This window comes from Methylobacterium sp. AC832, from assembly GCF_979256025.1.
On the sequence record NZ_CEEDMV010000003.1, the window covers coordinates 561,333 to 587,961 of the forward strand.

33 protein-coding genes, 1 tRNA gene and 1 pseudogene are annotated in these 26,629 nt (G+C 64.7%); 12 read left to right on the top strand and 23 right to left on the bottom strand.

The window, feature by feature from the left end; genetic code table 11:
• Positions 1–273 precede the first annotated feature (273 nt).
• Positions 274–777, top strand: coding sequence for a hypothetical protein (locus tag AC0IXR_RS14245; protein WP_471761209.1), 504 nt, complete (start codon positions 274–276; stop codon positions 775–777).
• A 403-nt stretch (positions 778–1,180) separates the two neighbouring features.
• On the opposite strand, the gene AC0IXR_RS14250 is transcribed toward AC0IXR_RS14245, so the two are convergent.
• Complete coding sequence (locus AC0IXR_RS14250) at positions 1,181–1,669, bottom strand: lysozyme inhibitor LprI family protein (RefSeq protein WP_471761211.1); 489 nt, start codon at positions 1,667–1,669, stop codon at positions 1,181–1,183.
• A 355-nt stretch (positions 1,670–2,024) separates the two neighbouring features.
• On the opposite strand from AC0IXR_RS14250, the gene AC0IXR_RS14255 reads away from it, so the two are divergent.
• Positions 2,025–2,204: a hypothetical protein gene (locus tag AC0IXR_RS14255; protein WP_471761212.1), complete on the top strand. Its 180-nt coding sequence runs from the start codon at positions 2,025–2,027 to the stop codon at positions 2,202–2,204.
• Positions 2,205–2,673: 469 nt separating this feature from the next.
• On the opposite strand, the gene AC0IXR_RS14260 is transcribed toward AC0IXR_RS14255, so the two are convergent.
• The 3 genes from AC0IXR_RS14260 to AC0IXR_RS14270 all read right to left on the bottom strand — a co-directional run bounded on the left by AC0IXR_RS14260 (position 2,674) and on the right by AC0IXR_RS14270 (position 5,874).
• A complete protein-coding gene (locus AC0IXR_RS14260; RefSeq protein ID WP_471761213.1) occupies positions 2,674–2,898 on the bottom strand; it encodes a hypothetical protein in 225 nt (74 codons plus the stop codon).
• A gap of 756 nt (positions 2,899–3,654) precedes the next feature.
• Positions 3,655–4,542 carry a transporter gene (locus AC0IXR_RS14265; RefSeq protein WP_419951251.1) on the bottom strand — a complete coding sequence of 296 codons (888 nt, stop codon included), beginning with the start codon at positions 4,540–4,542 and terminating at the stop codon, positions 3,655–3,657.
• 447 nt (positions 4,543–4,989) lie between these two features.
• Positions 4,990–5,874, bottom strand: a complete 885-nt coding sequence (locus AC0IXR_RS14270) for a helix-turn-helix domain-containing protein (protein ID WP_207411276.1) — start codon at positions 5,872–5,874, stop codon at positions 4,990–4,992.
• 207 nt (positions 5,875–6,081) lie between these two features.
• Here AC0IXR_RS14270 and AC0IXR_RS14275 point away from each other — a divergent pair, with 207 nt between their 5' ends.
• Genes AC0IXR_RS14275 through moaA form a run of 4 tightly spaced genes read left to right on the top strand, consistent with a single transcriptional unit; the run spans position 6,082 to position 10,896 of the window.
• On the top strand, positions 6,082–8,208 hold the full coding sequence (locus AC0IXR_RS14275) for a molybdopterin-containing oxidoreductase family protein (protein WP_471761214.1): 2,127 nt from the start codon (positions 6,082–6,084) through the stop codon (positions 8,206–8,208).
• 30 nt (positions 8,209–8,238) lie between these two features.
• A complete protein-coding gene (locus AC0IXR_RS14280) occupies positions 8,239–8,559 on the top strand; it encodes a 4Fe-4S binding protein (protein WP_471761216.1) in 321 nt (106 codons plus the stop codon).
• Positions 8,556–9,875, top strand: coding sequence for an FAD-dependent oxidoreductase (locus AC0IXR_RS14285; RefSeq protein WP_471761217.1), 1,320 nt, complete (start codon positions 8,556–8,558; stop codon positions 9,873–9,875). The genes AC0IXR_RS14280 and AC0IXR_RS14285 overlap by 4 nt, the downstream gene beginning before the upstream one ends.
• 1 nt (position 9,876) lies before the next feature.
• Positions 9,877–10,896 (top strand): GTP 3',8-cyclase MoaA, encoded by a 1,020-nt coding sequence (moaA, locus tag AC0IXR_RS14290; protein WP_471761218.1) that lies wholly within the window; start codon positions 9,877–9,879, stop codon positions 10,894–10,896.
• A gap of 182 nt (positions 10,897–11,078) precedes the next feature.
• On the opposite strand, the gene AC0IXR_RS14295 is transcribed toward moaA, so the two are convergent.
• The 14 genes and pseudogenes from AC0IXR_RS14295 to AC0IXR_RS14360 all read right to left on the bottom strand — a co-directional run bounded on the left by AC0IXR_RS14295 (position 11,079) and on the right by AC0IXR_RS14360 (position 19,353).
• Entirely contained in the window at positions 11,079–11,525 is a 447-nt protein-coding gene (locus AC0IXR_RS14295) for a hypothetical protein (protein WP_471761219.1), read from the bottom strand.
• Between the two features lie 367 nt (positions 11,526–11,892).
• Positions 11,893–11,982 (bottom strand) — tRNA-Ser (locus AC0IXR_RS14300).
• A gap of 77 nt (positions 11,983–12,059) precedes the next feature.
• Positions 12,060–12,341, bottom strand: coding sequence for a tyrosine-type recombinase/integrase (locus tag AC0IXR_RS14305; protein ID WP_471761220.1), 282 nt, complete (start codon positions 12,339–12,341; stop codon positions 12,060–12,062).
• Positions 12,262–12,474 (bottom strand): annotated as a pseudogene (locus AC0IXR_RS14310) (IS3 family transposase); the annotation flags it as partial. The gene AC0IXR_RS14305 and the pseudogene AC0IXR_RS14310, both read right to left, overlap by 80 nt.
• 74 nt (positions 12,475–12,548) lie before the next feature.
• Entirely contained in the window at positions 12,549–13,955 is a 1,407-nt protein-coding gene (locus AC0IXR_RS14315) for an amidase (protein WP_471761221.1), read from the bottom strand.
• Positions 13,956–14,069: 114 nt separating this feature from the next.
• Positions 14,070–14,753 carry a type 1 glutamine amidotransferase domain-containing protein gene (locus AC0IXR_RS14320; RefSeq protein WP_471761222.1) on the bottom strand — a complete coding sequence of 228 codons (684 nt, stop codon included), beginning with the start codon at positions 14,751–14,753 and terminating at the stop codon, positions 14,070–14,072.
• Between the two features lie 102 nt (positions 14,754–14,855).
• A complete protein-coding gene (locus AC0IXR_RS14325) occupies positions 14,856–15,086 on the bottom strand; it encodes a hypothetical protein (RefSeq protein ID WP_471761223.1) in 231 nt (76 codons plus the stop codon).
• A gap of 131 nt (positions 15,087–15,217) precedes the next feature.
• A complete protein-coding gene (locus tag AC0IXR_RS14330) occupies positions 15,218–15,820 on the bottom strand; it encodes a TetR/AcrR family transcriptional regulator (RefSeq protein WP_471761224.1) in 603 nt (200 codons plus the stop codon).
• Between the two features lie 189 nt (positions 15,821–16,009).
• On the bottom strand, positions 16,010–16,135 hold the full coding sequence (locus tag AC0IXR_RS14335) for a hypothetical protein (protein WP_471761225.1): 126 nt from the start codon (positions 16,133–16,135) through the stop codon (positions 16,010–16,012).
• Complete coding sequence (locus tag AC0IXR_RS14340) at positions 16,132–16,338, bottom strand: hypothetical protein (RefSeq protein ID WP_471761227.1); 207 nt, start codon at positions 16,336–16,338, stop codon at positions 16,132–16,134. The genes AC0IXR_RS14335 and AC0IXR_RS14340 overlap by 4 nt, the downstream gene beginning before the upstream one ends.
• A gap of 29 nt (positions 16,339–16,367) precedes the next feature.
• Complete coding sequence (locus AC0IXR_RS14345) at positions 16,368–16,916, bottom strand: cytochrome b (protein WP_471761228.1); 549 nt, start codon at positions 16,914–16,916, stop codon at positions 16,368–16,370.
• Positions 16,913–18,025, bottom strand: a complete 1,113-nt coding sequence (locus AC0IXR_RS14350) for a catalase family peroxidase (RefSeq protein WP_471761229.1) — start codon at positions 18,023–18,025, stop codon at positions 16,913–16,915. The genes AC0IXR_RS14345 and AC0IXR_RS14350 overlap by 4 nt, the downstream gene beginning before the upstream one ends.
• 9 nt (positions 18,026–18,034) lie before the next feature.
• Complete coding sequence (locus AC0IXR_RS14355) at positions 18,035–18,826, bottom strand: anti-sigma factor family protein (RefSeq protein WP_471761230.1); 792 nt, start codon at positions 18,824–18,826, stop codon at positions 18,035–18,037.
• Entirely contained in the window at positions 18,823–19,353 is a 531-nt protein-coding gene (locus tag AC0IXR_RS14360) for a sigma-70 family RNA polymerase sigma factor (protein WP_471761231.1), read from the bottom strand. Before AC0IXR_RS14360 ends, AC0IXR_RS14355 begins: the two co-directional genes overlap by 4 nt.
• A 281-nt stretch (positions 19,354–19,634) precedes the next feature.
• On the opposite strand from AC0IXR_RS14360, the gene AC0IXR_RS14365 reads away from it, so the two are divergent.
• Complete coding sequence (locus AC0IXR_RS14365; RefSeq protein WP_056452587.1) at positions 19,635–19,904, top strand: hypothetical protein; 270 nt, start codon at positions 19,635–19,637, stop codon at positions 19,902–19,904.
• A gap of 180 nt (positions 19,905–20,084) precedes the next feature.
• On the opposite strand, the gene AC0IXR_RS14370 is transcribed toward AC0IXR_RS14365, so the two are convergent.
• On the bottom strand, positions 20,085–21,014 hold the full coding sequence (locus AC0IXR_RS14370) for a LysR substrate-binding domain-containing protein (RefSeq protein WP_471761233.1): 930 nt from the start codon (positions 21,012–21,014) through the stop codon (positions 20,085–20,087).
• Between the two features lie 106 nt (positions 21,015–21,120).
• Between AC0IXR_RS14370 and AC0IXR_RS14375 the strand changes: the two genes are divergently transcribed.
• From AC0IXR_RS14375 to AC0IXR_RS14390, 4 genes are all read left to right on the top strand, one after another.
• Positions 21,121–21,879, top strand: coding sequence for an SDR family oxidoreductase (locus AC0IXR_RS14375; protein WP_471761234.1), 759 nt, complete (start codon positions 21,121–21,123; stop codon positions 21,877–21,879).
• A gap of 37 nt (positions 21,880–21,916) precedes the next feature.
• A complete protein-coding gene (locus AC0IXR_RS14380) occupies positions 21,917–22,519 on the top strand; it encodes an NADPH-dependent F420 reductase (RefSeq protein ID WP_471761235.1) in 603 nt (200 codons plus the stop codon).
• 103 nt (positions 22,520–22,622) lie between these two features.
• On the top strand, positions 22,623–23,459 hold the full coding sequence (locus AC0IXR_RS14385; protein ID WP_471761236.1) for an alpha/beta fold hydrolase: 837 nt from the start codon (positions 22,623–22,625) through the stop codon (positions 23,457–23,459).
• A gap of 149 nt (positions 23,460–23,608) precedes the next feature.
• Positions 23,609–24,004, top strand: coding sequence for a limonene-1,2-epoxide hydrolase family protein (locus AC0IXR_RS14390; RefSeq protein WP_056452598.1), 396 nt, complete (start codon positions 23,609–23,611; stop codon positions 24,002–24,004).
• Positions 24,005–24,057: 53 nt separating this feature from the next.
• Here AC0IXR_RS14390 and AC0IXR_RS14395 read toward each other — a convergent pair whose 3' ends face one another.
• Entirely contained in the window at positions 24,058–24,435 is a 378-nt protein-coding gene (locus AC0IXR_RS14395; protein WP_419951307.1) for a DUF4440 domain-containing protein, read from the bottom strand.
• A 321-nt stretch (positions 24,436–24,756) separates the two neighbouring features.
• Between AC0IXR_RS14395 and AC0IXR_RS14400 the strand changes: the two genes are divergently transcribed.
• Positions 24,757–25,077: a DMT family transporter gene (locus AC0IXR_RS14400; RefSeq protein ID WP_207411260.1), complete on the top strand. Its 321-nt coding sequence runs from the start codon at positions 24,757–24,759 to the stop codon at positions 25,075–25,077.
• A 155-nt stretch (positions 25,078–25,232) separates the two neighbouring features.
• Here AC0IXR_RS14400 and AC0IXR_RS14405 read toward each other — a convergent pair whose 3' ends face one another.
• The 3 genes from AC0IXR_RS14405 to AC0IXR_RS14415 all read right to left on the bottom strand — a co-directional run bounded on the left by AC0IXR_RS14405 (position 25,233) and on the right by AC0IXR_RS14415 (position 26,525).
• On the bottom strand, positions 25,233–25,445 hold the full coding sequence (locus AC0IXR_RS14405; protein WP_056425826.1) for a hypothetical protein: 213 nt from the start codon (positions 25,443–25,445) through the stop codon (positions 25,233–25,235).
• Positions 25,446–25,533: 88 nt separating this feature from the next.
• Positions 25,534–26,310, bottom strand: coding sequence for a hypothetical protein (locus AC0IXR_RS14410; RefSeq protein WP_471761237.1), 777 nt, complete (start codon positions 26,308–26,310; stop codon positions 25,534–25,536).
• Positions 26,307–26,525 carry a hypothetical protein gene (locus AC0IXR_RS14415; RefSeq protein WP_056425820.1) on the bottom strand — a complete coding sequence of 73 codons (219 nt, stop codon included), beginning with the start codon at positions 26,523–26,525 and terminating at the stop codon, positions 26,307–26,309. Before AC0IXR_RS14415 ends, AC0IXR_RS14410 begins: the two co-directional genes overlap by 4 nt.
• Positions 26,526–26,629: the final 104 nt, after the last annotated feature.

The window sequence follows — 26,629 nt, forward strand, 5'->3', positions numbered from 1 at the left end:
CCATCGGTCGAAAACAGCCGTTTCCTCCGCTGGTACTGACACAGGCAGTCGACCTTGGTCATGACGTTGCAGGAGAAAAGCCGATTTTTCGCTATAACATTCCTATCGGCTCCGATCTTTCGTAATGGTTGTGCTCCAGGTAAGGACTGGTTCAGGCTTATACTGCGCAGGCAGGTAGCTGTCCGCTAGGCTTCCCTGAACGCCGCAGAACGGAGGCGAGGATGCCACGCTACCGTTACGACGCTCGTCGAGCCTGAGGAGATGTCCGGATCGGTGAATCCGAAGCGTCCACCCTTCAGCATCATCGTCATCGCCTGTCTCGGCCTTGTCCCACGCTACATCAAGGACTTCACCGTCCATCCGTCCAACGCCGATGAATTCGCATGTGTAGATACCCTGTATTGGCTCGTCTGCACGCACCAGGACTGTAAAAGTCGTTTTATCCCGTGGTATGATTTGAAGACTGCCGGTCCCGCTGATCCACGCACCCGCAAATCCCTCTCGCGGAGGGCCGATTGCGTCGAGCCAGTGCTGCCACGTCTCGAGGTAGCGTTGCAGACGGCCGGCCCCTGTCGCATGGGCATTGTCGCTATCCTCGACAAAGAACCTTTGTTTGTCTTGAAGATCACTTGTCAGGGCTTGGTCACCCTGAAGTCGCCCTTTAGCCTGTTCGTAGGCGGCTGTAACCGCGGAATTGAGGCGCTTTATGATGGGATCTTTGCAAACTGCCGGATCCGGAATGGCAGATCTATCGCCACATGGAGACGAGGCAACTAGAGAGCTTTCCTGTGCGATGGAGGCCACGGGCAACAAGGCGAGTAGCCCGATGCTTCGGCACAGCATTCTACCGAACCTGTTTCGATTTTGGCTGCGTCGTTCACAAGATTGGCTCATTGGATCCATCCAAGGATGGAAAAATATTAGAAGGGAATTTCCTGTCGCCGAGAAAAACCTTCTAATTTTCCCTCTGGACAAAACTATAAGCACTCAACGCAAGCACAGCACATATAAGACCCGCCACAGCACTGGCATAGAAACTATGCGGAATATTCAGCAGAATCATGGCGAGATATGCCAGTAGATTGGAAAATCCCATAAATAACCCGATAAACCACTTTCTGTTTGCGGGACTGGTTCCATTTTTAGGCATGGTATGGTCCAAAAGTGTGCTAAGCGATCTCTAGTGGAGAGGGTAACGGCTTAAAATCTCGTTAGTGCGCTGAACTGTCTTGTCATATCGACAAGCATAGACCGCTGGAAGAACTCCGTGGCCGTTGTTCCACTCGCTGAAGATAAGGTCGCCGCAATCCGCATCCCGGAACGCCATCCAAGCTCGTTGAGCTGCCGCGAGTTGTGCTGTCCATGCAGTCTTTGCCTTGGCAACCTCCCCGGGGTCATCTTGACCGCGGTCATCCTGCTCGATCACCGATTGAGCCTTCTTGTACGCGACGTTCAGTTTTTTATCCGCTTCGTTGAGGGCGTTCATTATGCAAACCCCTGTCGCGGTAGTGGTGGGCTCGCTCGTACATAATTTGGCCGAAGGCTGATCTGCCAGCGCCAAGCCCGCAGAGCATGTAATTATACCTAAAATTCCGCCTATAACCGCGACTAAGCGAAAGCGATATACATGGCTTGCCGCATCAATGATGATTTCAGGGCGATTGTTCACTTTGATTGTTCCGCGCCAACCATGTCGTAGATGCGCCTTATACAATCATCTTTACGAGCGTGCATCTGTCCGCGCAGGCGTATCTCCCGTTATGGTATATCGGGGGTATAGCTATTGCCAATTCGTGGTCCTGCCGTTTCCAAGCGCGAACTGGTGGTGAAAATCTGACAGATGTCGCCCTCCCGAAGCGTCCGAGATGGGTGGCTTTCTTCAGGTCTGCCTCCGGGCGGAGGCCGCCAAAGCAGATCTATTGGTCAGGCCAGCGTCACGCCTGCACTACGATGCGGTGACCGTCGGGGTTCGGCCCTGTACGAAAGGTATCTCCTCCACAGCAAGGAAAATCGGGAGAAGGACGGTGGTGAACGCCATCGGCGGCGGCCTTGAAGCGGTGGTCGGCGGGGATGAAGACGTGGTGGCTTCGACGTTGGGCATCGGAGTTGATCGGCAGGATGGTCAGCGGTCCGAGCCCGGTGGGGTCGAAAGCGTCGAGATGGGTGGACGAAGGGGTGTGGTCGCTGGCGGGGCAGCGGGATGAGGGCGTTGTCGGCCATGATAAAATCCTGCCATGCGGCCGCGCTGGTGCGGTCAGGTCAGGATTCCCGTTGCCCGTCGGATCATGAACGAGAATGGGTAGCGGCAGTGGCGGTGGCGGCGTGCCGGACAAAGGCTCGGTAGTAGCGGGATGCCGGATCGGTGTCGGCGGAGTGGGCAGGGGGACGTGCCGACGTGGTGGCTGCGTGGGCAGCGCGTAGGTCGTATGTGGCGTAGGAGCTGGCCGTACAGGAGTGCCTGCGGCCGTACGTAGTGCCGTAGGTGGTTGGGTGCATGCCGGCGCATACCGGGCGGCTACATGCCGTACTCGCTATCCCATCCGGTACTCCAATGCCCTTATACTTTTATAGCGCGTTCAAGTATCCGAAAACACACGGGTGTGCCCGGTCCCTCTGCAGCGTTGCGCCGGTGTGTCGTCCGTCTCGATGGTGCCACGAGTGCTACGACGCCGGTTAGTCGTCCTGCTTCAGCCTTGTGCGGGTGACGAAACGGTTCATCGTGTGTTCCGCGAGATCACGCAGTGCATAAGCCATCTCGTCGAGCCAGAACGGCTCCAGGCGATACCGGATGCGTAAGACCAGTTCGGTCTGGTTCTGCCCTGATCTTGAGCGGATCGGGGTCCAGTCGAACGAGAGAGCCAATCCGGTCCCATCCTTACCCTGATCGACGCCGGTCATTCCATCTGTGACGGCCGTGAATCGTTGCTGCGATATGCTCGTCGTCCAGAGGGGGCATCGCTCCTCGATTGCACCGTCGTCGCGGCGAAGCGTGAGGGCTCCTCGTTCACCCCGTACGAGAGCGAAGTCGATACCGACGAGGGGGAGCCGGAAAGAATCCGGGCGTACTGCAAAGAGATTCGATCGCTGTAGAATCGGTAGGATCGCATCGTTTGCGACGCAAATTATGCGAACGGTCTCGATCGTGCCTCCGATGTCGGCGGGGGCAATACGGCGTCGAGCCATCGTGAGACATCCTGTCAAAAGGACGCCTCACCGCAGCTTGTTTCGACGCACAACGAAAGAGCAAATAGTTGGGCGAGGCAGAGGATCTGACTCAAAACTTTCATTGTAAGGGGTAAGTCGATGCGTCGGCGTATGTAGTAAGGCTGCAGCGAGGCGTTGCCGAACGTGCTCGGCAACGTTTGTATAATTCTGAAGCTGCTTAGTAGATAGTACTATGCTCTGCAGGGAACGCACTTACCTCTTTCAAATTTTTTGCCGCCAGGGCAACGCTGCCTGCCAGTATATGCGGTTGAGGGATTTGCCAAAGTCCAACGCCAAGAAAGACAATATCGGTAACGTAGTCGATATTGTGTCCGTCTTGGCGCCGAGGGATGCTACGGCATGAGCAATCTTTTTCGCCAAATCGACGTGCCGAAGCGGCGATTTATTTATAGCTAAGTTAGATATCTGCAGCCCTATTACAGCTGATTTCTACGGAAAAATCTTTGCAATCCGCAGCTGGAGGAATGTCGACTGTTTCGTTCCGTTCTCGACAATGAAGTCCTGGCCAATCATCGCTTGGATTTGAAGGGTCGGCTCGGGAAAATAGGCGACCGCGAGACGGCCATATTGGGTGGCCTGCGAATTTCGCAGCGACGTCTGCTCGAAGGATTGGTTGCCACCGATCTTGCCGCCGAGGCCACCGCCTACTTCCAAAGCAGGATTGATCTTGTACCGCAGATAGGCCTGCAGCTCGAATTGAGGATCCTGTGAGAGCCGACCGATGCCACCGAGGTTATAGCGTGTGTTGTCCGAGTAAAAGGCGACATCGCCGATCAGATCGAGCGACCAAACCGGATTGAAGTGCTTGACGTAGGCCGCCTGAATGACGCCCTGCCAGCGATTGGTTCCAAAATTCAGCGCCTTGTTCTCGTCATACGTCCCCGTCGGGGCGATGAGATAAGGTGTGATGGCGAAGACATCGTTGAATTCGGTATTGAGTTTGAACTTGAAGGCGGTGGCCATGATGATGTCGCCCACGCCGCCCGGCGATCCAAGGGGTGACAGGACACCGCCGGTCGAGATCGCCCCAACCGGGAGGAGAAATTGCGGGTCGACCGTCACGCCCGGGGCGATCTCATAAACATGCAGCAGGCGGATGATGCCAACATTCGTCTCGAGCTTCGCATCCGATGTCGTTTTGGCACCCCGCGCGTAGGCTTCGTCTCCACGGCCATGCTGATAATACAGCAATCCGATTGTCGCCCCGGAGGGGAACTGTTCGTAATCGCCGGGATTCACTTCAAGCGCCTCGGCACTAAAGCTCATGCATGTGGATAGGGCAGCCGAAATCAGGCTCAGACCAAATCTTGATTTCATGAGAGACCCCTCGACCCCAGATCAAATGTCGGGGTTTTTCTTCAGGGTCAGCATCCGGATTTTCCGCCTGCGGTCTTTATCCGCAACCATCTTTCGTTGTTCGATTCCTGCTGAAGCCGGCAGCGCGAGCGCGAACGGGCGTTCGCAACGATTTGATCGTCTCGATCCATCCGAAGGAATGGCCGGCCGACGGGAACTCGTCCGGGCTCCGTGGTCATGGCCATGGACGCGACTCGGCCCGGCTCTGCACGCCGCCGGGTTGCGCCTGCGGAACAGCAGGCGTCGAGCGCCGAATGAGACCGATACCGCTCCCGAACCAGCGCTCTCGACCTTTGCATCGTGTCATGGAGAAGAGCGCGCTCAATCGATCCTCCGATCTGCGGTCTTCTTGCGGACCCCATCCATGTCCGGAGGTTGGAGACGTCTCTTCGGAGCAAACCGCAGCGTCTATTTCTGAGCGGAGGAACGCATCTGGGCCGGGGTCACGCCCATCGCCTTACGAAAGGCGCGCGTGAAATTCGCCTGCGACGAGAAGCCGATCGCCGCTGCGATCTCGGAGATCGGAGTCTCCTCGGTCACGAGCCGATGCTTGGCGCGTTCGAGCCTGCGCCCACTCACATACTCGTAGGGCGTACGCCCCGTCGCCGCACGGAAACTGCGGGTGAAATGAGCCACGCTCATGCAGGCGGCCGACGCCAGATCGGCGACCGCGAAATCCTCGAAGAGGTGCGCCGTGATGTAATTCTCAACCCGTTCCAGGCGTCGTCGATCAAGGGGCTTGTCGCCGCTCTCCGGGATGCGGATGGTCGCGGCCGAATAGCGATGGACCAGATGGGCCGCCAACGCGACTCCCAGTGTTTCGATAAGAAGACGTCCGGCTGCGGTCTCGTGCTCCATTTCATCGATGACGCGACAGGCAACATATTCAATGAAAGGATCCTGCTGGATCACATCGTAGCGCAATTCACACCGGGCGGGGTCTATGTCGAGATCCCGCAGCATCGTCTGCTCGAATGGGTGAGCCGGCATGAACATATGCAGGCAATCGACCATCGGATCGGCGATATTGATATAGTTTTCTTCGATTCCGGCTGGGCAGAGCCAAATCGTGCCCCGATGGCCATGAGTCTTTTGACGCCGTCCGTCCCCGACGCGTTCGACGAAGGTGCGACCGCCCAACTGGACGGCAATTTCGGTATCGCGTGGGGTGAGGGACGGGAGCTCGCCGGGCATATGGCTCCAGCGTTCTGCGTGCAGAGTCGACCAGCGCAAATCGTTGGAGGTGTCGAGCAACCGGCCTGTCACGTACTTGTCGACCGAATGGCCCAGCATGGCTCCCTCTTTCGCGTCAGCACTTGGAATCGCTCCAACCGGTGCACAAACCGCGCCATTGAGCCTGAGGTTTAGAAAGACCGTCCGTTCCGCCGGGCTGAGGACCGCAGTCGAGGAATACGAAGGCGCAGGTCCCGATAATGCCCACGGCCTCGATTATTGGCACGCTCTCCTCCTGTTCGAGAATTACTCAACCGGAGAGTGGATATGGCTCGCGAAGTCGTCATCGGCGCATGCCCGCACGATTGCCCCGATACCTGCTCGATCCTCACGACGGTGGAGGACGGCAAGGCGATCGCTGTCCGGGGCAACCCGGATCATCCCTTCACCAAAGGGCGCCTCTGCGTGAAGGTCAACGATTACCAGAACCGGGTTTATAGCGACCAGCGCGTGCTCTACCCGATGAAGCGCGTCGGTCCGAAGGGAAGCGGCCAGTTCGCGCGCATCACTTGGGACGAGGCTCTGGACGAGATCGCGGGCCGTTGGAAGGCCATCATCGCCGAGAGCGGAGCCAAGGCGATCCTTCCCTACAGCTATCTGGGCACCCAGGGCATCATCAACGGCCTCAACGTCGGCGATCCCCTCTTCAACAAGCTCGGCGCCAGCGTCTGTGAGCGCACCTTCTGCGATTCCGGTGCCTGTACCGCCTACATGATGACGATCGGGCATACGCCGGGCGTGGACCCCGAGAGTTTCGTCCATTCCAAATACATCATCCTGTGGGCCTGCAATACGCTCAGCACCAACTCGCACCATTGGCCGTTCATCGAGCAGGCCAAGCGGAACGGTGCCAAGCTCGTCGTCATCGATCCCGTCCGCACCCGCACGGCGCGGCTGGCCGACTGGCACATCCCGATCCAGCCCGGCACCGACGGCGCCCTGGCGATGGCGATGATGCACATCATCATCAAGGAAGGGCTCACGGACCGCGACTACATCGACAAACACACTCTCGGGTTCGACGAACTCGCCGTGCGGTGCGAGGCCTACACGCCGGAATTCGCCTCGGCCGAGACCGGTATCCCGGTCGAGGACATCCTGAAGCTCACCCGTGAATACGCCACGACACCGGCAGCGGTGGTGCGGATCGGCGTGGCGGTCGAGCGCCATGCGGGCGGCGGCCAGACCGTCCGGGCGATCGCCTGCCTTCCGGCGCTGATCGGCGCCTGGAAGCATGTCGGCGGTGGCCTGCTCCAATTGCCGATCTGGGCCTTCCCCGTGAATTGGGCGGGCTTGATGCGACCGGATCTCCAGCCGGAATCGATGCGGGTCATCAATTCCTGGCGCCTCGGCCCGGCTCTTACCGGCGAGATGTCCCTCGACCCGCCAATCCGGTCCTTAATGGTCTACAACGCCAATCCCATGGCGATGGTCTCGCAGCAGCAGGTGATCGAGCAGGGCCTTGCGCGCGAGGACCTGTTCACGGTCGTGAGCGAGCATTTCTTCACCGACACCGCGCGCTACGCCGATATCGTGCTGCCGGCGACGACCCAGCTCGAGCAGGAGGACATCATGTTCTCCTGGGGGCACCTGTATCTGTCCTACAACAACCAGGCCATCGCCCCCCTCGGGGAGGCCGTCTCGAATACCGAACTGTTCCGTCGACTCGCCAAGGCGCTCGGGATCGACGATCCGTTCTTCTTCCGGTCGGACGAGGAGATGATCGAAGCCTCGATGGATTGGTCGAGCCCGGTCCTCGCCGGGATCACTCTCGATGAGTTGAAACAGAAGGGCTACATGCGTCTGACGATGGACGCGGCCGATTCCTGGGCCCCACACCGGGACGGCAATTTTCCGACGGCCTCCGGCAAGTGCGAGTTCAAGTCGAGCCTGGCCGAAGGCGGAAACTTCGTAGTGCCCTTGTTCCGCCAGGGCTATGGCGGCGATCAGGCGGGTGAGCCGGTCGATCCGCTGCCGCACTATGTGCCCCCGAACGAGAACCCGCGCACCGCGCCGGCGCTGGCCGAGCGCTTCCCCCTCAGCCTGATCTCGCCGAAAAGCCACGCGTTCATGAATTCGAACTACGGCAACCTTCCGGCTCAGGTGGCGCAGGCGGGCGAGCAGCAGGCGGTGCTCCTGCACCCGGAGGATGCCGCGCCCCGTGGCATCGGCGCAGGAACGCCGATCCGCGTGTTCAACGAACGGGGCGCCTTCGAGGCCTTCGCCACCCTGTCGGCCGATGTGATGCGCGGGGTGGTCGTTGCCCCGGCGGGCTTCTGGCAGCGCTCCAACCAGCGCGGGCCGACCGTCCACGCCCTGACGCCCCCGGCCTTCGCCGATCTCGGCCGTGCCCCGACCTTCTCGGACATGCTCGTGGACGTGGCCGCCGCCTGACGGCCCTCTCAGCCTCCCGTCAATGCCAGAGTGAGTAAGACGTCCATGGCTTATGTCGTCACCGATGCGTGTCGAGGGTGTCGTTACACCGAATGCGTCACCGTCTGCCCCGTCGAATGCTTCCATCTCGACGAGCAGATGACCCACATCGACCCTGAGAACTGCATCGATTGCGGCGGTTGCGCGCCGATCTGCCCGGTCGGCGCGATCCACCCGTCCTGGCAGATGCCGGCGGGCAAGTCCGAATGGGTCGAGATCAATCGCCTGCGGGCAGCCGAGACCCCGGTGATCGCCGCCAAGATTCCGCCGTTGCCCGGCGCCGACGAGCAGGCAAGGCGGCTGGCCTCATGAGTGCGCTCGCTCGCATCGCAGTGGTCGGGAGCGGTCCTGCCGGCTTCTACGCGACCGAGGCGCTCCTGCGCTCCGGCGTGCCGGTGGCAGTGGACATGTTCGAGCGCCTGCCCGCTCCGTTCGGGCTGGTCAGGTTCGGCGTCGCGCCGGACCACCCGAAGTTGAAGCAGGTGACCACGGTGTTCGACCGGATCGCCGGTCTCTCCGGCTTCCGCTTCATCGGCGGGGTCGAGGTTGGGGCCGATGTCGGCGTGGCCGAACTGAGTGCCTGCTATCATGCCGTCATTCTGGCGAACGGCGCCTCCCTGGACCGGCAGATGGATATTCCCGGCGAAGATCTGGCCGGCAGCCATCAGGCGGGCGCTTTCATCGGCTGGTACAACGGTCATCCCGACGCGGCCCACTTGAGCTTCGACCTCTCGGCGGAGCGGGCGGTGGTGGTCGGACACGGCAACGTGGCGCTCGACGTGGCCCGCATCCTCCTCAAGACCACCGACGAGTTGCGCCATACCGATATCGCGGCCCATGCGCTGGACGCCTTGGCGGAGAGCCGGATCCGGGAGGTTCAGATCGTTGGGCGCGGCGGAGTCGAGCGCGCGCGTTTTTCCCCCAAGGAACTTGGTGAGTTCGGCGATCTGCGCGATTGCGAAACGGGGCTCGACCCCGATGACCTGCCCGAGGGCATTCCGGAGCCGTCGATCAACGCCGGCATGGAGGCACGCGCCATCGCTCCGATCCTGCGCGGTTTCGCCGACGCACGGGGCGGTACGGGCAAGCGGCGGCGTTGTATGATCCGCTTCGGGCTGGAGCCCGTCCGCCTGTCAGGCGAGGGCCACGTGCAAAGCCTGCATCTGCGCCGAACCGGCTCGGACAGGACGATCGACCTCGATTGCGGCCTCGTCATCTCCAGCATCGGTCGCCGGACCGCGCCGGTGCAGGGCGTCCCCTACGATGCGCGGGCGGGCATTCACGTCAATCTCGGCGGGCGGATTCAGGCGGAGGGCGTACCGGTGCCCGGCCTCTATACCTGCGGCTGGAGCAAGCGCGGCCCCCACGGCACGATCGGGACGAATCGCGCCTGTGGCGTGGAGACGGCCACGGCCTTGCTCGCCGACCTGGCGTCTCTCCCGGCTCCGATCGGGAACGCCGACGCGCTGTTCGCCAGCCTCGCAAAGCGGACCGGGCACATCCTCGATTATGCCGCCTGGCGCCGGATCGAAGCCGCCGAAGCCGCCCGTGGTCGAGCGGTCGGAAAACCCCGCGAGAAGTTCGTGACGCGCGCAGAGATGCTCGCGGTCGCGGGCGTGGCGGCTTGAGATGGCAGCACAGAATGCGGCCTCCACCTGCGGGCTCATCGACCGCTTCGGACGACGCGTGACCTATCTGCGTCTCTCGGTCACCGACCGGTGCGACCTGCGCTGCGTCTACTGCATGTCGGAAGACATGACCTTTCGCTCTCGACGGGACATCCTCAGCCTGGACGAATTGGCTCGGCTGGCGCGTCTGTTCATCGCCCGCGGCATCGACAAGCTGCGCATCACCGGGGGGGAGCCGCTGGTGCGGCCCGGCATCCTCGGCCTGTTCGAGCAACTCTCCCAGCCGCTCCGAGACGGCTCGTTGCGCGAACTGACCCTTACGACGAACGGAACGCAGCTCGCCCGTTTCGCCGAGGATCTCGCCCGGACGGGGGTGCGCCGGATCAACGTCTCGCTCGACACCCTCGACCCGGAGCGCTTCCGGATGCTGACCCGTGGCGGTTCCCTCGCCAAGGTGCTGGAGGGGATCGCCGCGGCCCGCGCGGCGGGGCTCGCGGTCAAGCTCAACGCGGTCGCATTGAAGGACGGGACGGAGGGCGAGATCCACGATCTCATCGCCTTTGCCCACGATCGGAACATGACGCTGAGCCTCATCGAGACCATGCCGCTCGGCGATGTCGGTGTCGATCGCCTCGATCAGTACCTACCCCTAGACGCCTTGCGCCGGCGGATCGAGGAGCGTTGGTCGCTCATCGACGTCCCGATGCGAAGCGGCGGCCCGGCCCGGTATGCGCGTGTCGCGGAGACGGGTGGCCTGATCGGGTTCATCACCCCGCACACGCACAACTTCTGCGCGGATTGCAACAGGGTGCGGATCACGGCGTCGGGCACGTTGCATACATGCCTGGGCCAGGACGACGCGACGGACCTGCGGACACTCCTGCGAACCGGCGGGACGGACGACGATCTCGTGAGAATCATCGACGTGGCCCTCGGCCGGAAGCCCAAAGGCCACGATTTCGTTTTGAGCGGTGGCGCAGCCACCCAGCTTGCGAGAAAGATGTCCGAAACCGGGGGATGAACCTAATCGTGGCCATGTCGTTGATGAGCAAATTGTGAAGATTTTAGCTTTGAACTCTACCTCGCCAATTCAGGATCTGCGGATTTTACGGAAGATTAATCTTGAGAAAGATCGAAGCAAGTCGGTGGAAAACCACCCTCGGCGGACGTGCGGTGAACCAGGCATACGGCCATGGTCAACGGCTACGGTGTTGTTCGGTCATGTGAGTCGCTGCGTACGATCACATTGGCATCGACGAGACCGAACGCCCGCCGCAATTGGTGGATGATCATGGGCCGCTGCAGACGACGGTCTGCATATAGAACGAAGCGGTGCGGCATCGTCTCGTAGACGATGCGGCCACGGGGGAAATGTTCGTACTCGTAGGATGCGATCAACGTCGGCAGGCCCCGTTTGCGGAGACCGGCTGGACGCAGGCGGCGCCAGCCTTCCCAAACATCGTAGTGCGCGCCGGGATAGGTCAAGCAGTCGCCATAGGGCTCCGCCTCCGACAGCGGGAGCGCGGCATAAACCAGTTCCCAAGGGCCATCGCGCTCACGTAGGCCCCAGAAGATGCCGACGCTCGGTGGCGGGGAAGTCGTAGCCAACGGTGTCGGCCCATCTGTCGACTGGTCGAGGGTGTTCGTCATGCGTCGCCACACCCTTCAGAGAATGAACTTCCAGTCGATCCGTCGTACTCGCGCGGCCGTGTCTCTGAAATGCGTGTCGGCAGTGAAAAAGGCGGCCCTGCGAATCCATCGGTGACACATGCCCTGAGCAGTCGCCCGTTATTCAAACGCATCCGCCCGGCCGGATATCAGCACCTCTGGGCAAAAAGCAGCGCTAATTAAAACGCTGCAATGCACCCCCGGGGCTTGGCCCCGCGCGCGCGAGGCGAAGTCCACCGAGATCTAGCTTTCGCCAACACAAACCATACGAAATGTTGGGTAAATTGGCGGCTGAAGCAGGCCGTCTAGCAAAATTCTATAACGTTCGCAATGATTTGGCTTGGCAACATGGCGGAAGGGGTGGGATTCGAACCCACGGTGGAGTTGCCCCCACGGCGGTTTTCAAGACCGCTGCCTTAAACCACTCGGCCACCCTTCCAAGCCGTTGCGCAGGCTAGATCATTTGCCTTCGCCGACGCTTGATTCTACGTCCGTCGCTGCCGGATTTATACCCAATCATCCGGCTGCCTTGTCTATGGCGGCGCGCATGGCAGCGTCAACCTTCGCGGCGGCATCCTCCTGCATTCCCGGCATCACGCGGGAGTACAGATCGAGGGCAATGCCGATGCTGGAATGGCCGAGGCGCTCCTGCGCGATCTTGGGGTGGATGCCACTCGTCGACATCTGCGTCGCGTGGCTGTGCTGCAGGTCGTGGAAGCGGATGCGAGGGCAGGGCTGTCGGCAGGGCTTCGGGGCCGCCGCTCCGTTGGGCCGCGTACCGGCGGTAGAAGGTGGCACGCGAGATACCGGGTTTCTCCAGGGTGGCCCGTACCGGCAGGTGAGACGGCTCGACCAGCCGGATGATCGCCAGCTTCCCGGGGACCGGATACCTCGTGCCCCGTCGCCCCCAGCCCCGCCCATGCCCTTTTCGAGCAGGCATTTCCGCCGTTCGACCTCCGGTCATGGCCGGGGACCCCGAAGCGCTCTCCGGCAGGTTCCCGCCCCTCAGATACTTGGGTGCAGGCCGCGGACTGTGCTGACGCTCTCCAGTACCGCGGCGGCGTGCAGGATCGTGGTCTCTGCCTGCCAGCGCCCCACCAACTGCACGTTGATGGGCAGACCCTCCCGGCTGGTCCCGAAGCGCATCGACAGCCCAGGCAAGCCCGTCACGTTCAGGGGCACCGTCGCGCCCTGCAGGTAGGTCAGGTCGACCGTCTCGCCGTTCACGACGAGTTCGGTGATGCCGTGTTCGTGCGCCGGCACCGGCAGCACCGGGGTGAGAAGGACGTCGTAATCTCGGAAGTAGGTCGCATAGCCGTCCCGGAGACGCTCCGCCGCCTGCTCGGCCGCGATGTAGTCCTCCATCGAGGTGTCGGGCAGCGACAGCATGGTCTTGGCCATCGTGTACATCTGGTCCTCGTGTCCGGCGGTCGCCTCCCGGAAGGCCGGCTTCATCTCCATGACGTGGAGCTTGTTGAACACGTCGAGGGCGAAGTCGCGCTCCAGTGCCGGGATGTGGACCTCCTCGACGGGGTGCCCCTCGCCCTTGAGCGCCTCGGCCGCCGCCTTGACGGTCGCCACCACCTCCGTGTCGATGGGACCGAAGCCCGGCCCGACCATCCAGCCGACGCGAAGCTTGCGGTCCGGCGCGGCGCCGATACCGGCGTCGAACGGGACGGCGCCGGTCGCGAAGGCGTCCAGTCCATCGGGGCCGGCCAGTTGCGAGAAGGCGAGCGCGAGGTCGCGGATGCTGCGCGCCATCGGGCCGACATGCCAGAAGCGGCGGGGCGCCCGTGGCCAGATGCCGGTCATCGGCACGCGCCCATGGGTCCCCTTCAGCGAGACGATGCCGGTCTGCGCCGCCGGTCCGCGTACCGAGATGGCGAGGTCGGTGCCGAGGCCCAGCGGCGACATGCCCGCCGCGATGGCCGCCGACTCGCCGCCGCTCGATCCGCCCGGTGTACGGGTGAGATCCCAAGGATTGTTCGAGCGGCCGGAGAGCAGGTTGTCGCTCTCGATCCAGTAGGAGAACTCGGGAAGGTTGGTCTTGGCGAGCAGGATGCCGCCGGCCTTCTTCATGCGGGCGACGCTGGTCGCGTCGGTATCGGGGGTGCGGCCCTTGAAGATGGGTGAGCCGCGCTGGGTCATCACGCCGGCGGTGTCGATGGAATCCTTGACGGTGAACGGCACGCCGTGCAGGGGACCGAGTTCCCTGCCCGCCATGACCGCTGCCTCGGCCTCCTTCGCGACGGAAAGTGCATTCTCCGCGACGGTGACGATCGCGTTGACCTTGGAATCGACCGCCGCGATGCGGTCGAGATGGGCCTGCACCACCTCGACAGGCGAGACCTGCCGGGTGCGGATCAGCTCTGCGAGACGGGTCGCGTCCGAGAAGAGGATGTCGGTGGCCATGGGATGAGATCCTTCGAGACCGCCGGTGCGGCCGGATCGCGCTGGCTCGGCCAAGCGACGATCATGGTTCGAGCGGGTGGTCGGGTGCGGGCGCCACCTCGGGCGCCCGCATCCTCAGCGGTTCGCGAGGTGGGCGACGAGGCGCTCGGCGGCGGGGCCGGAGGAGGCCGGGTTCTGGCCGGTGACGAGCAGGCCGTCCGTGACGACGAAGGGTCCCCAATCGGCTCCCTTGGCGTAGAGACCTCCGTTCCGCTTGAGCTCGTCCTCGACCAGGAATGGAACCACCTGGGTGAGACCGACGGCCTCCTCCTCGGTGTTCGTGAAGCCGGTGACGTTCCGGCCTTCGACGAGGGGCTTCCCGCCTTCCGCCTTGGCATGGCGCAGGACGCCGGGGGCGTGACAGACCAGGGCTACGGGCTTGCCCGCGCCGAGCGTCGTCTCAATCAGCCTGATCGAGGCCGGGTCCTCTGCGAGGTCCCAGAGGGGCCCGTGACCGCCGGGATAGAAGACGGCGTCGAAACCCTCGTGGCCGACGGCGTCGAGCCTGCCCGTCTCGGCGAGCACCGCCATGGCCGCCGCGTCGGCTTCGAAGCGGCGCGTCGTGTCGGTCTGGAAGCTCGGCTCGGCGCTCTTCGGATCGAGCGGTGGGCGGCCGCCCTCGGGCGACACCAGGACCACCACCGCGCCCGCATCCTTGAACACGTAGTAGGGGGCCGCGAGTTCCTCCAGCCAGAAGCCGGTCTTCCGGCCGGTATCGCCGAGGCGGTCGTGCGAGGTCAGCACCATGAGGATCTTCATCGTTGTTCTCCGGATCTTTCGCTTGGGGTGAGCAGGACGTCTTGGGTTATCGGGACTTTCGCCGGGTCCGCACGGTGGCGGCTCGGGGAAGGTGGACCGGCGCTATCGCGCCTTTGCGGTGCGTCCCGTGGCCGGATCTCGCACCGGCGCCGCCTGCAAGGGGCGGAGTTCCGGGTTCGCGCCACGGACCTCCTCGAACCGGGCCATGCGGACGGCGCCGATCGTCTCCAGGGTGATCCGTTCCTGCGCAGTTGCTTCCGGCATGGTCAGGAACGCCATCAGCCCGGCGAAGGGGAGGGTCGCGGCGACAGATGTCTTCGTGTGGTGGGGCATGGGTTTTCTCCGTCTGGGTTCTGTTCGCCGGCCGGCCCGAGGAAGGTGATCGACTCCCAGATAAGTAGACCGGTCGTCTCGTTTTTGGGCTTGGTAGAAGGTGGTTCTCGGCAACGTCGGAATGAGGGGGGTCAATGCGAGCGGAGGCCGAGGATGCGCCGGGTCGTCCCCAGGGCAGCCTCGAACGGTGCGTCGGTCCGGACGATCTTGGCCATCAGGCTCGCACCCAGCCAGACGTGGTAGAGCATCTCGGCGATCGTCCGCGGCTCGCCCTCGACTGTGAGCGAGCCCTCCGCCACGCCCGCCGCGATCGCTCCCGACAGGCGTTCGATGATCCCGGCGGTCCCGCTCTTGAGGGCAAGGCGCATGGCCTCGGACAGGTCCGAGACCTCTGCTGCGAGCTTCACCGCGAGGCACTTGCGCTGGTCGTCGATGCTTCCCTGCGTTGCCTGCCATTTCCGCCAGTAGTTCATCAGTCGCTCGGCATGGCTCAAGCCGGGCTCAGCGAGGGTTGTGTCGAGATCGGCAAGGTAGCTTTCGAAGTAATCCGCCAGAAGAGCCTCGCCGAAGGCCTCCTTCGAGCCGAAATAGTGGTAGAACGACCCCTTGGGCACGCCGGCCGTGGCCAGGATCTCATTGAGACCGACCCCTGAGAAACCCTTCGCGCCCACGAGGCCGTAGGCGGTATCGAGGATGCCCTGTCGTGTGTCGGTATGTGGGGTGACGCGTGCCATGACCCTTAGCTAGTACGAATTAGACCGGTCGTCTAGAGGGCGCGCTCCATTTTTTGCTGGAAGCGCTTTTATGTGCTGCCGGGCCAACGAACCGATCCTGCCGCGGTTCTCATGGGCCGGACCGGCCTGCGCCGCACCAAGTCCGAGAGCCTCGACCGGGAGGAGGCCGGGCAATCGCCGCAGCCAGGCTCAGGCCGAGACCGGCGTGCGGAGCGGCGAGTAAGCCGCGCGGTAGCTGCGCGGGCCGATCACGGGAAGCAGGAGGTTTCCGGCCCAGCCCGGCCTCCGCGCGGTGCGGGACAGGCGTTCGGTCATGGCCTGGACATGGGCCACGCGGGGCCGGCGCAGCGCTTCGTAGCGCGGATCGACTGTGCCCCACTCCGCCCGCTGCGCGAGCGGAGCGCGTCTTCCAGGCCGAGTTGGCCGAGAGCCTGGACCGCGTTGCCCGGCAGGCTGATGGCCAGGCCCGCGATGCCGCCGCCGGCGATGAGCACCCTGCCTATTGCGCGATCGTTCACTGTGTTTCGCCTTGCAGCCTGCCACGACGTTACTGGGACCGGGACGCCGTCGGGCGCGCGATCATGCTGGATAAGACGCCATCCCGGCGGATCAGCCCATGCATCAGGGCCGCGCCGAGATGGGCGAGGACGAGACCGAACAGGGTGTAGGCGAGGAGTGTGTGAAGCGGACGGAGCCACGCATAGAGGCTTGGATCGCGCGGCAGGATCGGCGGCAGGACGAGGGAGCCAACGAGCCCGATCGGATAGCCGGCCGCCGACAGCATCGCCCAGCCGACCAGCGGCAGAGCGAGCATCAATCCATAGAGCAAGACGTGCGAGACATGAGCCGCCCGCCGCTGCCAGCCCGGAAGGTCCGACGGCAGGCCGGGCGGGGGATGGCGCCAGCGGTTGAGCAGGCGTAGCAGCGCGAGGACCAGGATGCCGATCCCGAGTGGGCGGTGCAGCGCGACCAGGGTGTGGTAATGCGCCAGCGAGGTCACCATCGCCACGCCGATGAACAGCATGGCGAGGATCATGGCCGCCATGGTCCAGTGCAGCAGCCGGGCCGGCAGGTTGAAGCGCGCGGTGTGGTTCACAATCCGGCTCCCGATGCAGGCGTGTTCTGGACGGCGCTCGGCGTTTTCGGTTCGCCGGCGCGGCGCGTGAAGGATTGCGAATAGGCAGCCGAACGGGCGCTGAGCAGCGGATCGTCCGATCCCAGGATGCCGCCGGGCAGGACGAGAGGATCGAAATTGACGTCGCGGCAATTGCCGTCCGCTTCCGGCTGCGTGTCCGCGACGATCACGGTCCCGACGTCCAGGCTCTGCCGCTCGACCGGCCAGGGAAGCGTCGCATCCGCCGTGGGGTCGCCGGGCTGCCCCAGGGTGACGACGAGATGCCACCGCACGGGCGCCCGGCGGACGGCAGAGTCGAAGTCGTCGAACAGAACGTTCTTGTCCGCGCGAGCCCTCTGGGCCGGGCTCTCCGCCGTCGCGGCCTGTTCCGGCACGAACGCCCAGCGCACCGGCGTCCGGGTCCCGTCTGCGGCGATGAACCGGAAGGCGTTCAGGCTCCGGAACGTGTCGTCGGCAAAGCCTGAGGTGATCGTCCGCGCCTTGATCAGGGAAGCCGCTTTCGCGCTCTCGGGATGCGCGGCGAAGAACGCCTTGAGCGCCTCGGGATCGGGCTTGCCCGTGGCCGGATCGGGCTTGGCGGCGAGAAGCTGCGCATAGAACCCCTCCGGGCTGCGGACCGGGAAAACCGGAATGTCGTTGTTGCCTGTGCGCCATTCCTCGCCGTCGGGAAGGTGGAAACGCAGCGCGAGGCTGCGCACCGTCGTGGCCGCGTCCGCCGCGTAGGGCTGGCCGCCCGCCAGCGCGATGCGGCCGGTGACGGGCGTGACCTGTCCCGCGGCGAAGAGCGACGCCGTCGACAGGCGTGCCCCCCGGCCGCTGCTCTCGAAACTGCCGGCGAGGCAGAGCCCTTTGGCGTGGTTGCGCCGAAAGCCCGGATGGGGGCCATTCACCTGCTCGAAGCGGTCGACGATCCGCGCCTGGGTCAGGTCCCCCGGAGAGAGCCAGCCGCCCGCATAGGCGAAGGCCCCCGTCGTGCCGGCGACGAGCGCCCCGATGGCGGCGAGGCGGAGACAAGCGGCACGCGGGCTCAAGGCCGGATCGGCCCCGGTGAGGTCGTTCAGGAGGGACATATCGGGCCTTCAGATGGCTTTCGCGGTGGCGCGGCGGATCTCGTTGGCGAGCGGGTGCAGGATCGTGGGGTCGGCCGCACCCACGAGGCTGTAGCCGAGCCCGTCCTGGGCCCAGGCGTAGCCGTTCGACGTCTCCGTCGTGTGGGCGCGCATCGGCGCGTCGCCGGGTACGCTCATGGGCCGCATCAACATGACGAAGCGCGCGCCGTGCCCATCGTCGTACATCAGCAGCCCGGCGGGCCCCTGCTGCGTGGCGACGAGACGCCCGCCCATGAGGCGGTAGCCGGAGCCGCTCAGGTCCGGCACGGCGACCGGCCGCTTCATCCGGGCGGAAAACCAGCCGGCGAGTTCGTCCCGGTTCGCGGCGGCGAGCTCGACGGGGCGGGTGTGGTCGGGCGCATAGACCGCGTAGTTCATGCTCGCGGACTGGGCCAGCGCCTCGATGCCGGTGGGCACGGGCGAGACCAGCTCGCGCAGGCCCCAGCCACCGGCGCCTCCGACGAGGAGCAGCAGCCCCGCCGCCATCGCCTGCCAGATCGGAGAAGCCTGCCAGATCGGATGTGCCGGCCGGCGGCGCGCCTCGACGATCCGCGCTAGGTTCAGCCGGGCCGGCACCGGCTCGGCGGCGATGGGCGCGAAGGCGGCCCGCATGTCCTCACGCAGGGCGACCATGCGCTCGACCCGGATCCGCGCCTCGGGATGGGAGTCGAGATAGGCCTCGACCTCACGCTTCCGCGCCGTATCGAGCCGCTCGTCCACGAGGCCCTGGAGATCGTCGTCACCGATCGGACGCATGCTCATTTCACCCTCCGCAGGAGCGGGCGCTTGGCGGGGACGGAGGCTTCGGTGCCGTCCATCGACTGGATCATCCGGTCCCGGGCTCGGGACAGGCGGGACATCACGGTCCCGGTCGGAATCGCGAGGATGTCGGCGGTCTCGGCGTAGGATAGGCCCTCCACCGTCACCAGCAGGAGCACGCTGGGCTGCTCTTCCGGCAGCGCGTCCAGCGCCGTCATCAGGTCCCGGTGGCGCAGGCCGCTCTCCTGTGTCGGCGCCACCGCGAGGTTCGCCTCCGCCGTGTCCTCGATCGGCATGTGGGCGCCGCGGCGAGCGCGCTGGCGCATCTGCGTCACGGCGAGATTGTGGAGGATGGCGAAGAGCCAGGTCCGCGCGTCGCCGTCGGCCTGGCGCTGGTGCCAGCGGGTGACGGCCCGCTCGAGGCAATCCTGCACCAGATCGTCGGCATCGGTCGGATTGCGCAGGAGGGCGTGCGCGTAGCGGCGCAGGGCCGGGATCAGCGGCTCGATGAGGCGCATCATGTCCATCATCTCCTGTCTCCTGGCATGGGCGGGGCTCCCGTAGAACGCTGGCCGGACCGAACGGATTTCGGGGCCGGCGACAGGAGCATGGACGCCGCGAAATCGTGTTTATTCCACGCCTGCACGAAAAATTTTTCACCCGGCACCGAGTATTCGTTCACGCTATTGTGGTCTCGATCATGGCGTTGGAATTTTTCGATAGGGTCATGGAATAAGCAGCCGAAGATGTCGTCTGTCCGGCATCACTGCTTGACGATCTTGGATCGAGCAGGAATTACCGGAGACCTGACATGACGATGATCAAGACCGTTTCGGCCGTCGTTTTCGCGTCCGCCTGCACGCTCGCCGCCCTGACCGGGGCCTCTGAGGCCCGGCCCGGCCCGCATCGGATGGAGAGCCCGACGATCACCGGCTCGATCCCGGCGCCGGCGCAATCCGCGTACTGGCTCGGCGGGCCGGACACCGACAGCGGAAACGCCAAGAACCCGGCTCTGCCGGGCTATGCCCAGGCCCGTGGCCAGGAGACGGGCGGCCCGGCCCGCGAGCTGATCCCGAACTAGAGCGCTCACCGCCGAAGTGGCTGCCGGTTCGGCGAAAAAGAGCGCGGCAAAACAAAGCTCTAGAGCTGCACCCGACCCGACGTGGCCGGGCGCAGCTCTAGGGCCATGCCGGCCTATGGCGTCCGTATCCGACCGGATCGGGCGCCATGCCATGTCGGACGTCGGCGCCGAAACACGAACCTAGAGACGGTGTCCCGCGAAGCGCTCGGCGAGACGCCGGTTCCTGAACGCCTCGGTGACCCAGTCGACGAATGCGCGAGTCTTGGCAGGCAGCAGGGTTCGGCTGGCGTAATAGAGCGAGATCGCTCCCGCATCGGCATACCAACCCGGCAGCAGCTGGATCAGGCGGCCCGCCTCCAATGCCGGCAGGACGTCGGGTACCGCCAGCATGGTGACGCCCAGCCCGAGAAGAGCCGCTTCCTGCATCGCCGCCGGGTCGTTGACGACCATGGTTGCAGACAGGTGCGCTGGCATCTCCTCGCCTGCGGGATTGCGCATGGTCCATTGCTGGAGGCGGCCGGTCCGGAGCGAACGCTGGACGATGCCTTGGAGCGGTTGAAGCCCGGTCGGATCGTCGGGGCGTGGGCGGCCTTCCATGTAGGCCGGCGAGGCGACCGCGATGACGTGCGCGGGGGCCAGAGCATGAGCGATGAGACCGGGCGCCAGGTCGAACCCGGCACCGATCGCGGCGTCGTAGCCCTCCGTGACGAGATCGACCCGACGGTTCTCGAAATGCCATTCCGGGCGGATCAGAGGATAGCGTTCGAGGAACGGCGGCAAGAGCGGCAGGATGTGCATCGTGCCGAATGTCAGGGCCATGCTGACTTTCAGGGTACCGGCCGGTTCGCCGCCAGCGGTGGCGATCCCGGCGATGGCCGCCTGGATGCCTTCCAGATTGTCCGCGACCGCGAGGCGGAAGGTTTCGCCCGCTTCCGTCAGACTCAGCTTCCGCGTCGAACGATGAAACAGCCGCACACCGAGGTTCCGCTCCAGCACGGCGGCGTTCCGGCTGACGGCGGCCGGAGTCAGCGACAAGCGCCGGGCGGCCTCGGAGAAGCTGCCGTGCTCCGCGCTGCGGATGAAGGATTCCAGGTTCGCCAGGGTTTCCACGATGCCACCTTCAAGGGATGATTGAAGGTGTAGCAACCCAATCCCGGCTAAACCAAGGGCAATACCTCGGCCATATTCGTTCCACCAAGAGGACAGGAGCAGCATCATGGGCCAGGACCCGCAACCGCTCGCCGGCAAGGTGGCCCTTGTCACCGGCGGATCGCGTGGCATCGGCGCCGCCATCGTTCGTCGTCTCGCGCGAGACGGCGCCGATCTGGCCTTCAGCTATTCCGCATCGCGGGATCGGGCCGACCGGATCGTCGCCGAATTGACGGCATCGGGACGCCGCGCCATCGCGATCCGTGCCGACCAGGCTGACGCATCCGAGGTCGCCGGCCTGGTCCGCCAGACGCATGCCACGTTCGGTCGGCTCGACATCCTGGTCAATTCGGCCGGCGTCTTCGTCACCGGCATGGTGGACGATCCGGAAGCCGACCGTGCCGCGTTCGATCGGCAACTCGATATCAACGTGAAGGGCGTCGCCGCCGCGGTCCGCGCTGCCGTTCCGCTCATGACGCATGGGGGACGCATCGTCTCGATCGGCACGACAGGGGCCGTGCATGTCCCCTTCGCGGGTGCGGCGGACTACGTCGCCACGAAGGCGGCCGTGGCGGCTTACACGCGGGGCTGGGCACGGGATCTCGGTCCCCGCGACATCACCGTCAACCTCGTCCAGCCGGGTGCGATCGACACCGAGATGAACCCCGAGGACGGCCCCTTCGCCACGACACTGAAGGGCCTCGCGGCCCTCGGCCGCTACGGCCGTCCGGAGGATATCGCCGGAGCGGTCGCGTTCCTCGTCGGTCCCGACGCCGGGTACGTCACGGGCGCCACACTGAATGTCGACGGTGGCCAATCCGCCTGACGCCTCCTCTCGACCTCCCTCGCAAGGACACCTCTCCATGCCCTCCATCGGCATCATCGGCGCCGGCCAGATCGGCCGTGCCATTGCCAGCGCCCTCGCTCGGCAGGGGATTCCGGCGATCCTCGCGAACAGTCGCGGTCCAGACAGCCTCGCCGAGGCCATTGCTTCGTTAGGCCCGACGATCACGCCCGGCACGCGCGAGGACGCCGCCGCCCGGGACATGATCATCGTCGCGGTCAATTGGTCGAAGCTGCCGACTGCGCTGGGCGGCCTGCCGGATTTCGGCGGCCGGATCGTGGTGGACGCCAACAATCCGATCGAGGCACCGTCGTTCGAGCCGGTGGATCTCGGGGGCGTTTCGTCCTCCGAGATCGTCGCCACCCTGGTCCCCGGTGCCCGGGTGGTGAAGGCGTTCAACCATCTCCGGCCACCGCTCCTGGCAGGCGATCCGGCCAGCGAAGGCGGTCGGCGCGTCCTCTTCTATTCAGGCGACGATGCCGAGGCGAAAGCGACGGTTCGTACGCTCATCGACCGGCTCGGCTTCTTCGGTATCGACCTCGGTTCTCTCGCGGATGGCGGCCGTCTTGCACAGTTCCCAGGGGGGCCATTGCCCGCCCTCAACCTCGTCAGGTTCGCTTGATGACGATGCGGCCAAGCACAATAGCCTTGTCACACCCCTGAAACGACCCCCGCTCTACGCTCCATCGATCCGTACTGCTTCGGCAAACAGCAGGAACACGACCATGCCCTACGTCTCTACATCCGACGGCGTCGACATCTTCTTCAAGGATTGGGGCCCGAGAGATGCGCCAGCCATCGTCTTCCACCATGGCTGGCCGCTCTCCTCCGACGATTGGGACACGCAGATGCTCTTCTTCCTCGCGAAGGGTTTCCGGGTGGTCGCACATGACAGGCGCGGTCACGGTCGCTCGGCGCAGGTCTCGGATGGGCACACGATGGACGCTTACGCCGCGGATGCGGCCGCCGTCGTCCGGCACCTCGACCTGCGCGACGCCGTCCATGTCGGCCATTCCACCGGGGGCGGTGAGGTCGCCCGCTATGTCGCCCGGCACGGTCAACCGGACGGCCGGGTCGCCAAGGTCGTGCTCGTCAGCGCCGTGACGCCGCTCATGCTCAAGACCGCCGGCAATCCGGGCGGCCTGCCGGTCGAGGTCTTCGACGGTTTCCGTCAGGCGCTCGCCGCCAACCGGGCGCAATTCTTCATCGACGTGCCGACAGGGCCTTTCTACGGCTTCAACCGCGATGGCGCGACGGTGCAGCCCGGCGTGATCACGAATTGGTGGCGCCAAGGCATGATGGGCAGTGCCAAGGCACATTACGACGGCATTGCGGCCTTCTCGGAAACCGACCAGCGCGACGACCTGACGTCGATCACCGTCCCGACCCTCGTTCTGCACGGCGAGGACGACCAGATCGTGCCGATCGGGGCGGCGGCGCGGGAATCGATCAAGCTCCTCCGGAACGGGACCCTGAAGACCTATCCCGGCTTCAGCCACGGCATGCTGACCGTCAATGCCGACACGCTCAACGCCGACATTCTCACCTTCGTGAGGGGTTAGGTTCTCCCCTGCACGAGGGCTGCGGCGACGTGGCCCGCCGACCGCGAGGATCGTCCGGCAGCGTCGATCGGCTGCCGGCACCCTGCGCGGTCTCGTTCGAAGTTCGGTCGCCGACCGGCGACGCCGATTGAGGGACAACGAGGCACGTAATGATCGAAGACACCCCCGAGATCGCCCTGGTGCGTCTGTTCTTCGAACGCATCAACGCAGATCGCTTCGATGACGCGATCGATCTCCTGGCCGAGGACGTCGTCTACCACAACATCCCGCTGCCGGAGATCCGTGGCCGGGAGAACGCGCGAAGCTTCCATAAAGCTTTCGGGGTCGGCAGTCGCATTCGTGTCGACTGGCAGCTCCTGCACATCGCAAACGATGGCGATACGGTTCTGACCGAGAGGCTCGATCTCTTCACCGACCGGAACGGCGGCCGCATCACCCTTCCCACCATGGGCAGCATGCGCGTTGGCAACGGCGCGATCACGGAATGGCGGGATTATTTCGACCTCGCCAGTTTCGAGCGACAGGCCGCTGCGCTGGAAGCCTGACTCGCCGCTCTCGGGCGTCGAGCGCAGGGTTCGGCTGTCGAGGATGGCCGTCCCTATCCGGCGGCCTTCTCGGCCGTGGAGCCGACCAGCGGCGGCGTCTGCTGGTGCTGAACCACGCGCCAGACCTCGTGTGACAGCCGGCGATAGGTCGAGGTGCAATGCGCCTGATAGGTCTCGCCGTCCCGCGAGGCCTTCGCATGATAGGCGATGACGATCAGCCCTTCCTGCGGACGAGAGATCTGTCCCCCGGAGAGCTCGACCTCCGACCAGCGGGGCGTGTCCGCGACGGCCTCGATGGCCTGCGAGCCGCTCAGCACGAAGGGGGGGTGCGGCAGCACCATCAGGCATTCGTCGTCGACCAGTTCACGGTAATGGTCCGCCCCACCGGTCCAGAGACTCTTCTCGAAGGACCAGACGCGATCGTCGTCCATTGTGCTCTCCCACGGGCTGCTGTCTTTCAGAGAAGATCGCGGAGCGCGGTTCGTTCCTGGCGCGGCAGCCTACACAGATGCGCTCCGGCCGATGACGATGCGCGAGCGAGGGGCCTCCATCGTCCAGTCGAAAGGATGGAACAGGCGTGTTCCTGCGCGGCGGCATCTCAGGGGCCGCCGTTCCCGTTTGGGGATGACCGGCACTTTTCCGCCTTGAAAATAAGCATTCTGCTCGCTAATTAGGCACTCGCGAGGCCACGTCCTCCCCCTCCTGCAGGGTCGAAGTCCGGGACGGCCCGGCCCTTGAAGCAGGGGGCCGATATGGCTTGGGTCTATCTCGGAATTGCCGGTGTCCTCGAGATCGTCTGGGCATCCATGATGAAGCAATCGGACGGCTTCACCCGCCTCTGGCCGACGGTCATCACCTTGGTGGCGATGGTCGGAAGCTTCGGGCTGTTGGCCATGGCCATGCGAACGCTGCCGCTGGGGACTGCCTACACGATCTGGACGGGTATCGGCGCGATCGGCGCTTTCGTGGTCGGCGTGACGGTCCTCGGAGAGGAAGCCAGCCTCACCCGCATGATCGCGGCTGTCCTCATCGTCTCAGGACTCGTGACCATGAAACTCGCGAGCGCTCACTAACTATCCCCGGTCCCCCGTGCATCGGCTCCATGTGGCCGCCGGGGAGGGCGGCTTCGATGCCCCCCTGGTCCCAAACCAGATGCGCTGCGATCGGCCCGCACCGCTCGGCCGAGGATTCCGCAGCCGACAGCTTTGGTCAGTGCCACGAAGTTCACTCACGACGAGCGCTTCGTGGGAGGCTTCTCTGCAGCGGCATCCGCGGCATCGCGCTCGAGCCGCTGGGCCTTCAGCCGAACGATCTGGTCGTCCCGCGCTGTCTCACGGACTTTGACTTCTTCCCAGACCTGACCGGCCGTATCGGCACGTTCGGCGGCCTTGGCAGCCCTCGTGTCCTTACGGTCCTGCCGGCCGACTTTGTCATCCGTCATTCGATCGTCTCCAATTCCGGAAGCGGTAGTGTGATGACCCATCGCGCGCGGGAAGCAGGTCCGAGGAAAGGCTTCGACGGCGAGTGGTTCACGCCGATGTCGAGAAAAGCATCATGGCGTCAGCCTCCGTATCGAGAGGATTGTCCGAGACGAAAGACCGCCGCTGGAGCGCTCGCTCGCTTGCCTCCGCACCGCATTTCTCCACGTGGACAACGCGGTTCACGACCTGAAGGTTCGGAGCGCCCCAATAGGCCAGCAATGTCGGCCAAGCAGCGTCGCGGTCTTCGCGCCAGACGCGATAGAGCGGTGTGCGATGGTCGACCTCGGCCGTCTTCAGCAGGCGCTTCCCGGAGGCGGCGCAGCGATGGCGCTGATGCGCCTTCAAAACCTTCACCTGGTCGCTCGGCGCCACCCAGAACTTCCAGGCCGTGACGCAGGCCGAATGCCAGCGGGCGTTCTTGTTCGGCGTGCCGGTGCCCCACAGATCCTTGTGCCAGCCGAAGCGGAAGACCGGCTGTCCGCAGATGCAGCAATGGCCGGGCCCTTGCGCGTGCGCAGGCTCGCGATAGGGCGAAGGGGGCATCCGGAAGGTCGCGGCGAGGCCCGAACCCTTCTCCGAACCGAGACGCCACGTCCATCCCTCCGGCTGGCCTGAGCGTGCGGCCAGTGCCCGCGCCAGGCGATCGGCCCGGAGGACGTGGTTGCGCCAGTAGCTCTCGACGGCGAGGCGCGGCGTGGGCGGCGTCAGCGGGCGTGACAGCGCATGCTGCAGGACCGGCGCCGGGAAGAGGGCGGGAAGCGAGCGTTCAAGCCGGGCGCGGGAGCGTCCATTGCGCTCCGCGCGCCACTCCGATGCAGCGGTCACGCCGGATCGAGGACGCGAGCGGGGGAAACCGCCGGTGCCGGTGCCGGGACCGGTACGCCGGCGATGGCATCGGCGAGGAAATTCAAGCGTAGCGCGAGGTCGCTCACCTCGTTCAAGGCGATGGCTTTATCGCCGCTCTTCACCGCCCGGGTGATGTCGCTGATCTGCATCTTCGCCATGCGCGACAATTCGGCGGAAAGCTGGTCCCTGGTCATCGGTATCCATCTCGGTTCGGCGGTTTCGTGCCTAACGAGGCCTAAAGCCGGAGGGTTACCGGGCGGTTTCAGCCGGCGAACCGAGACGGCGTGCGGATGTCCGT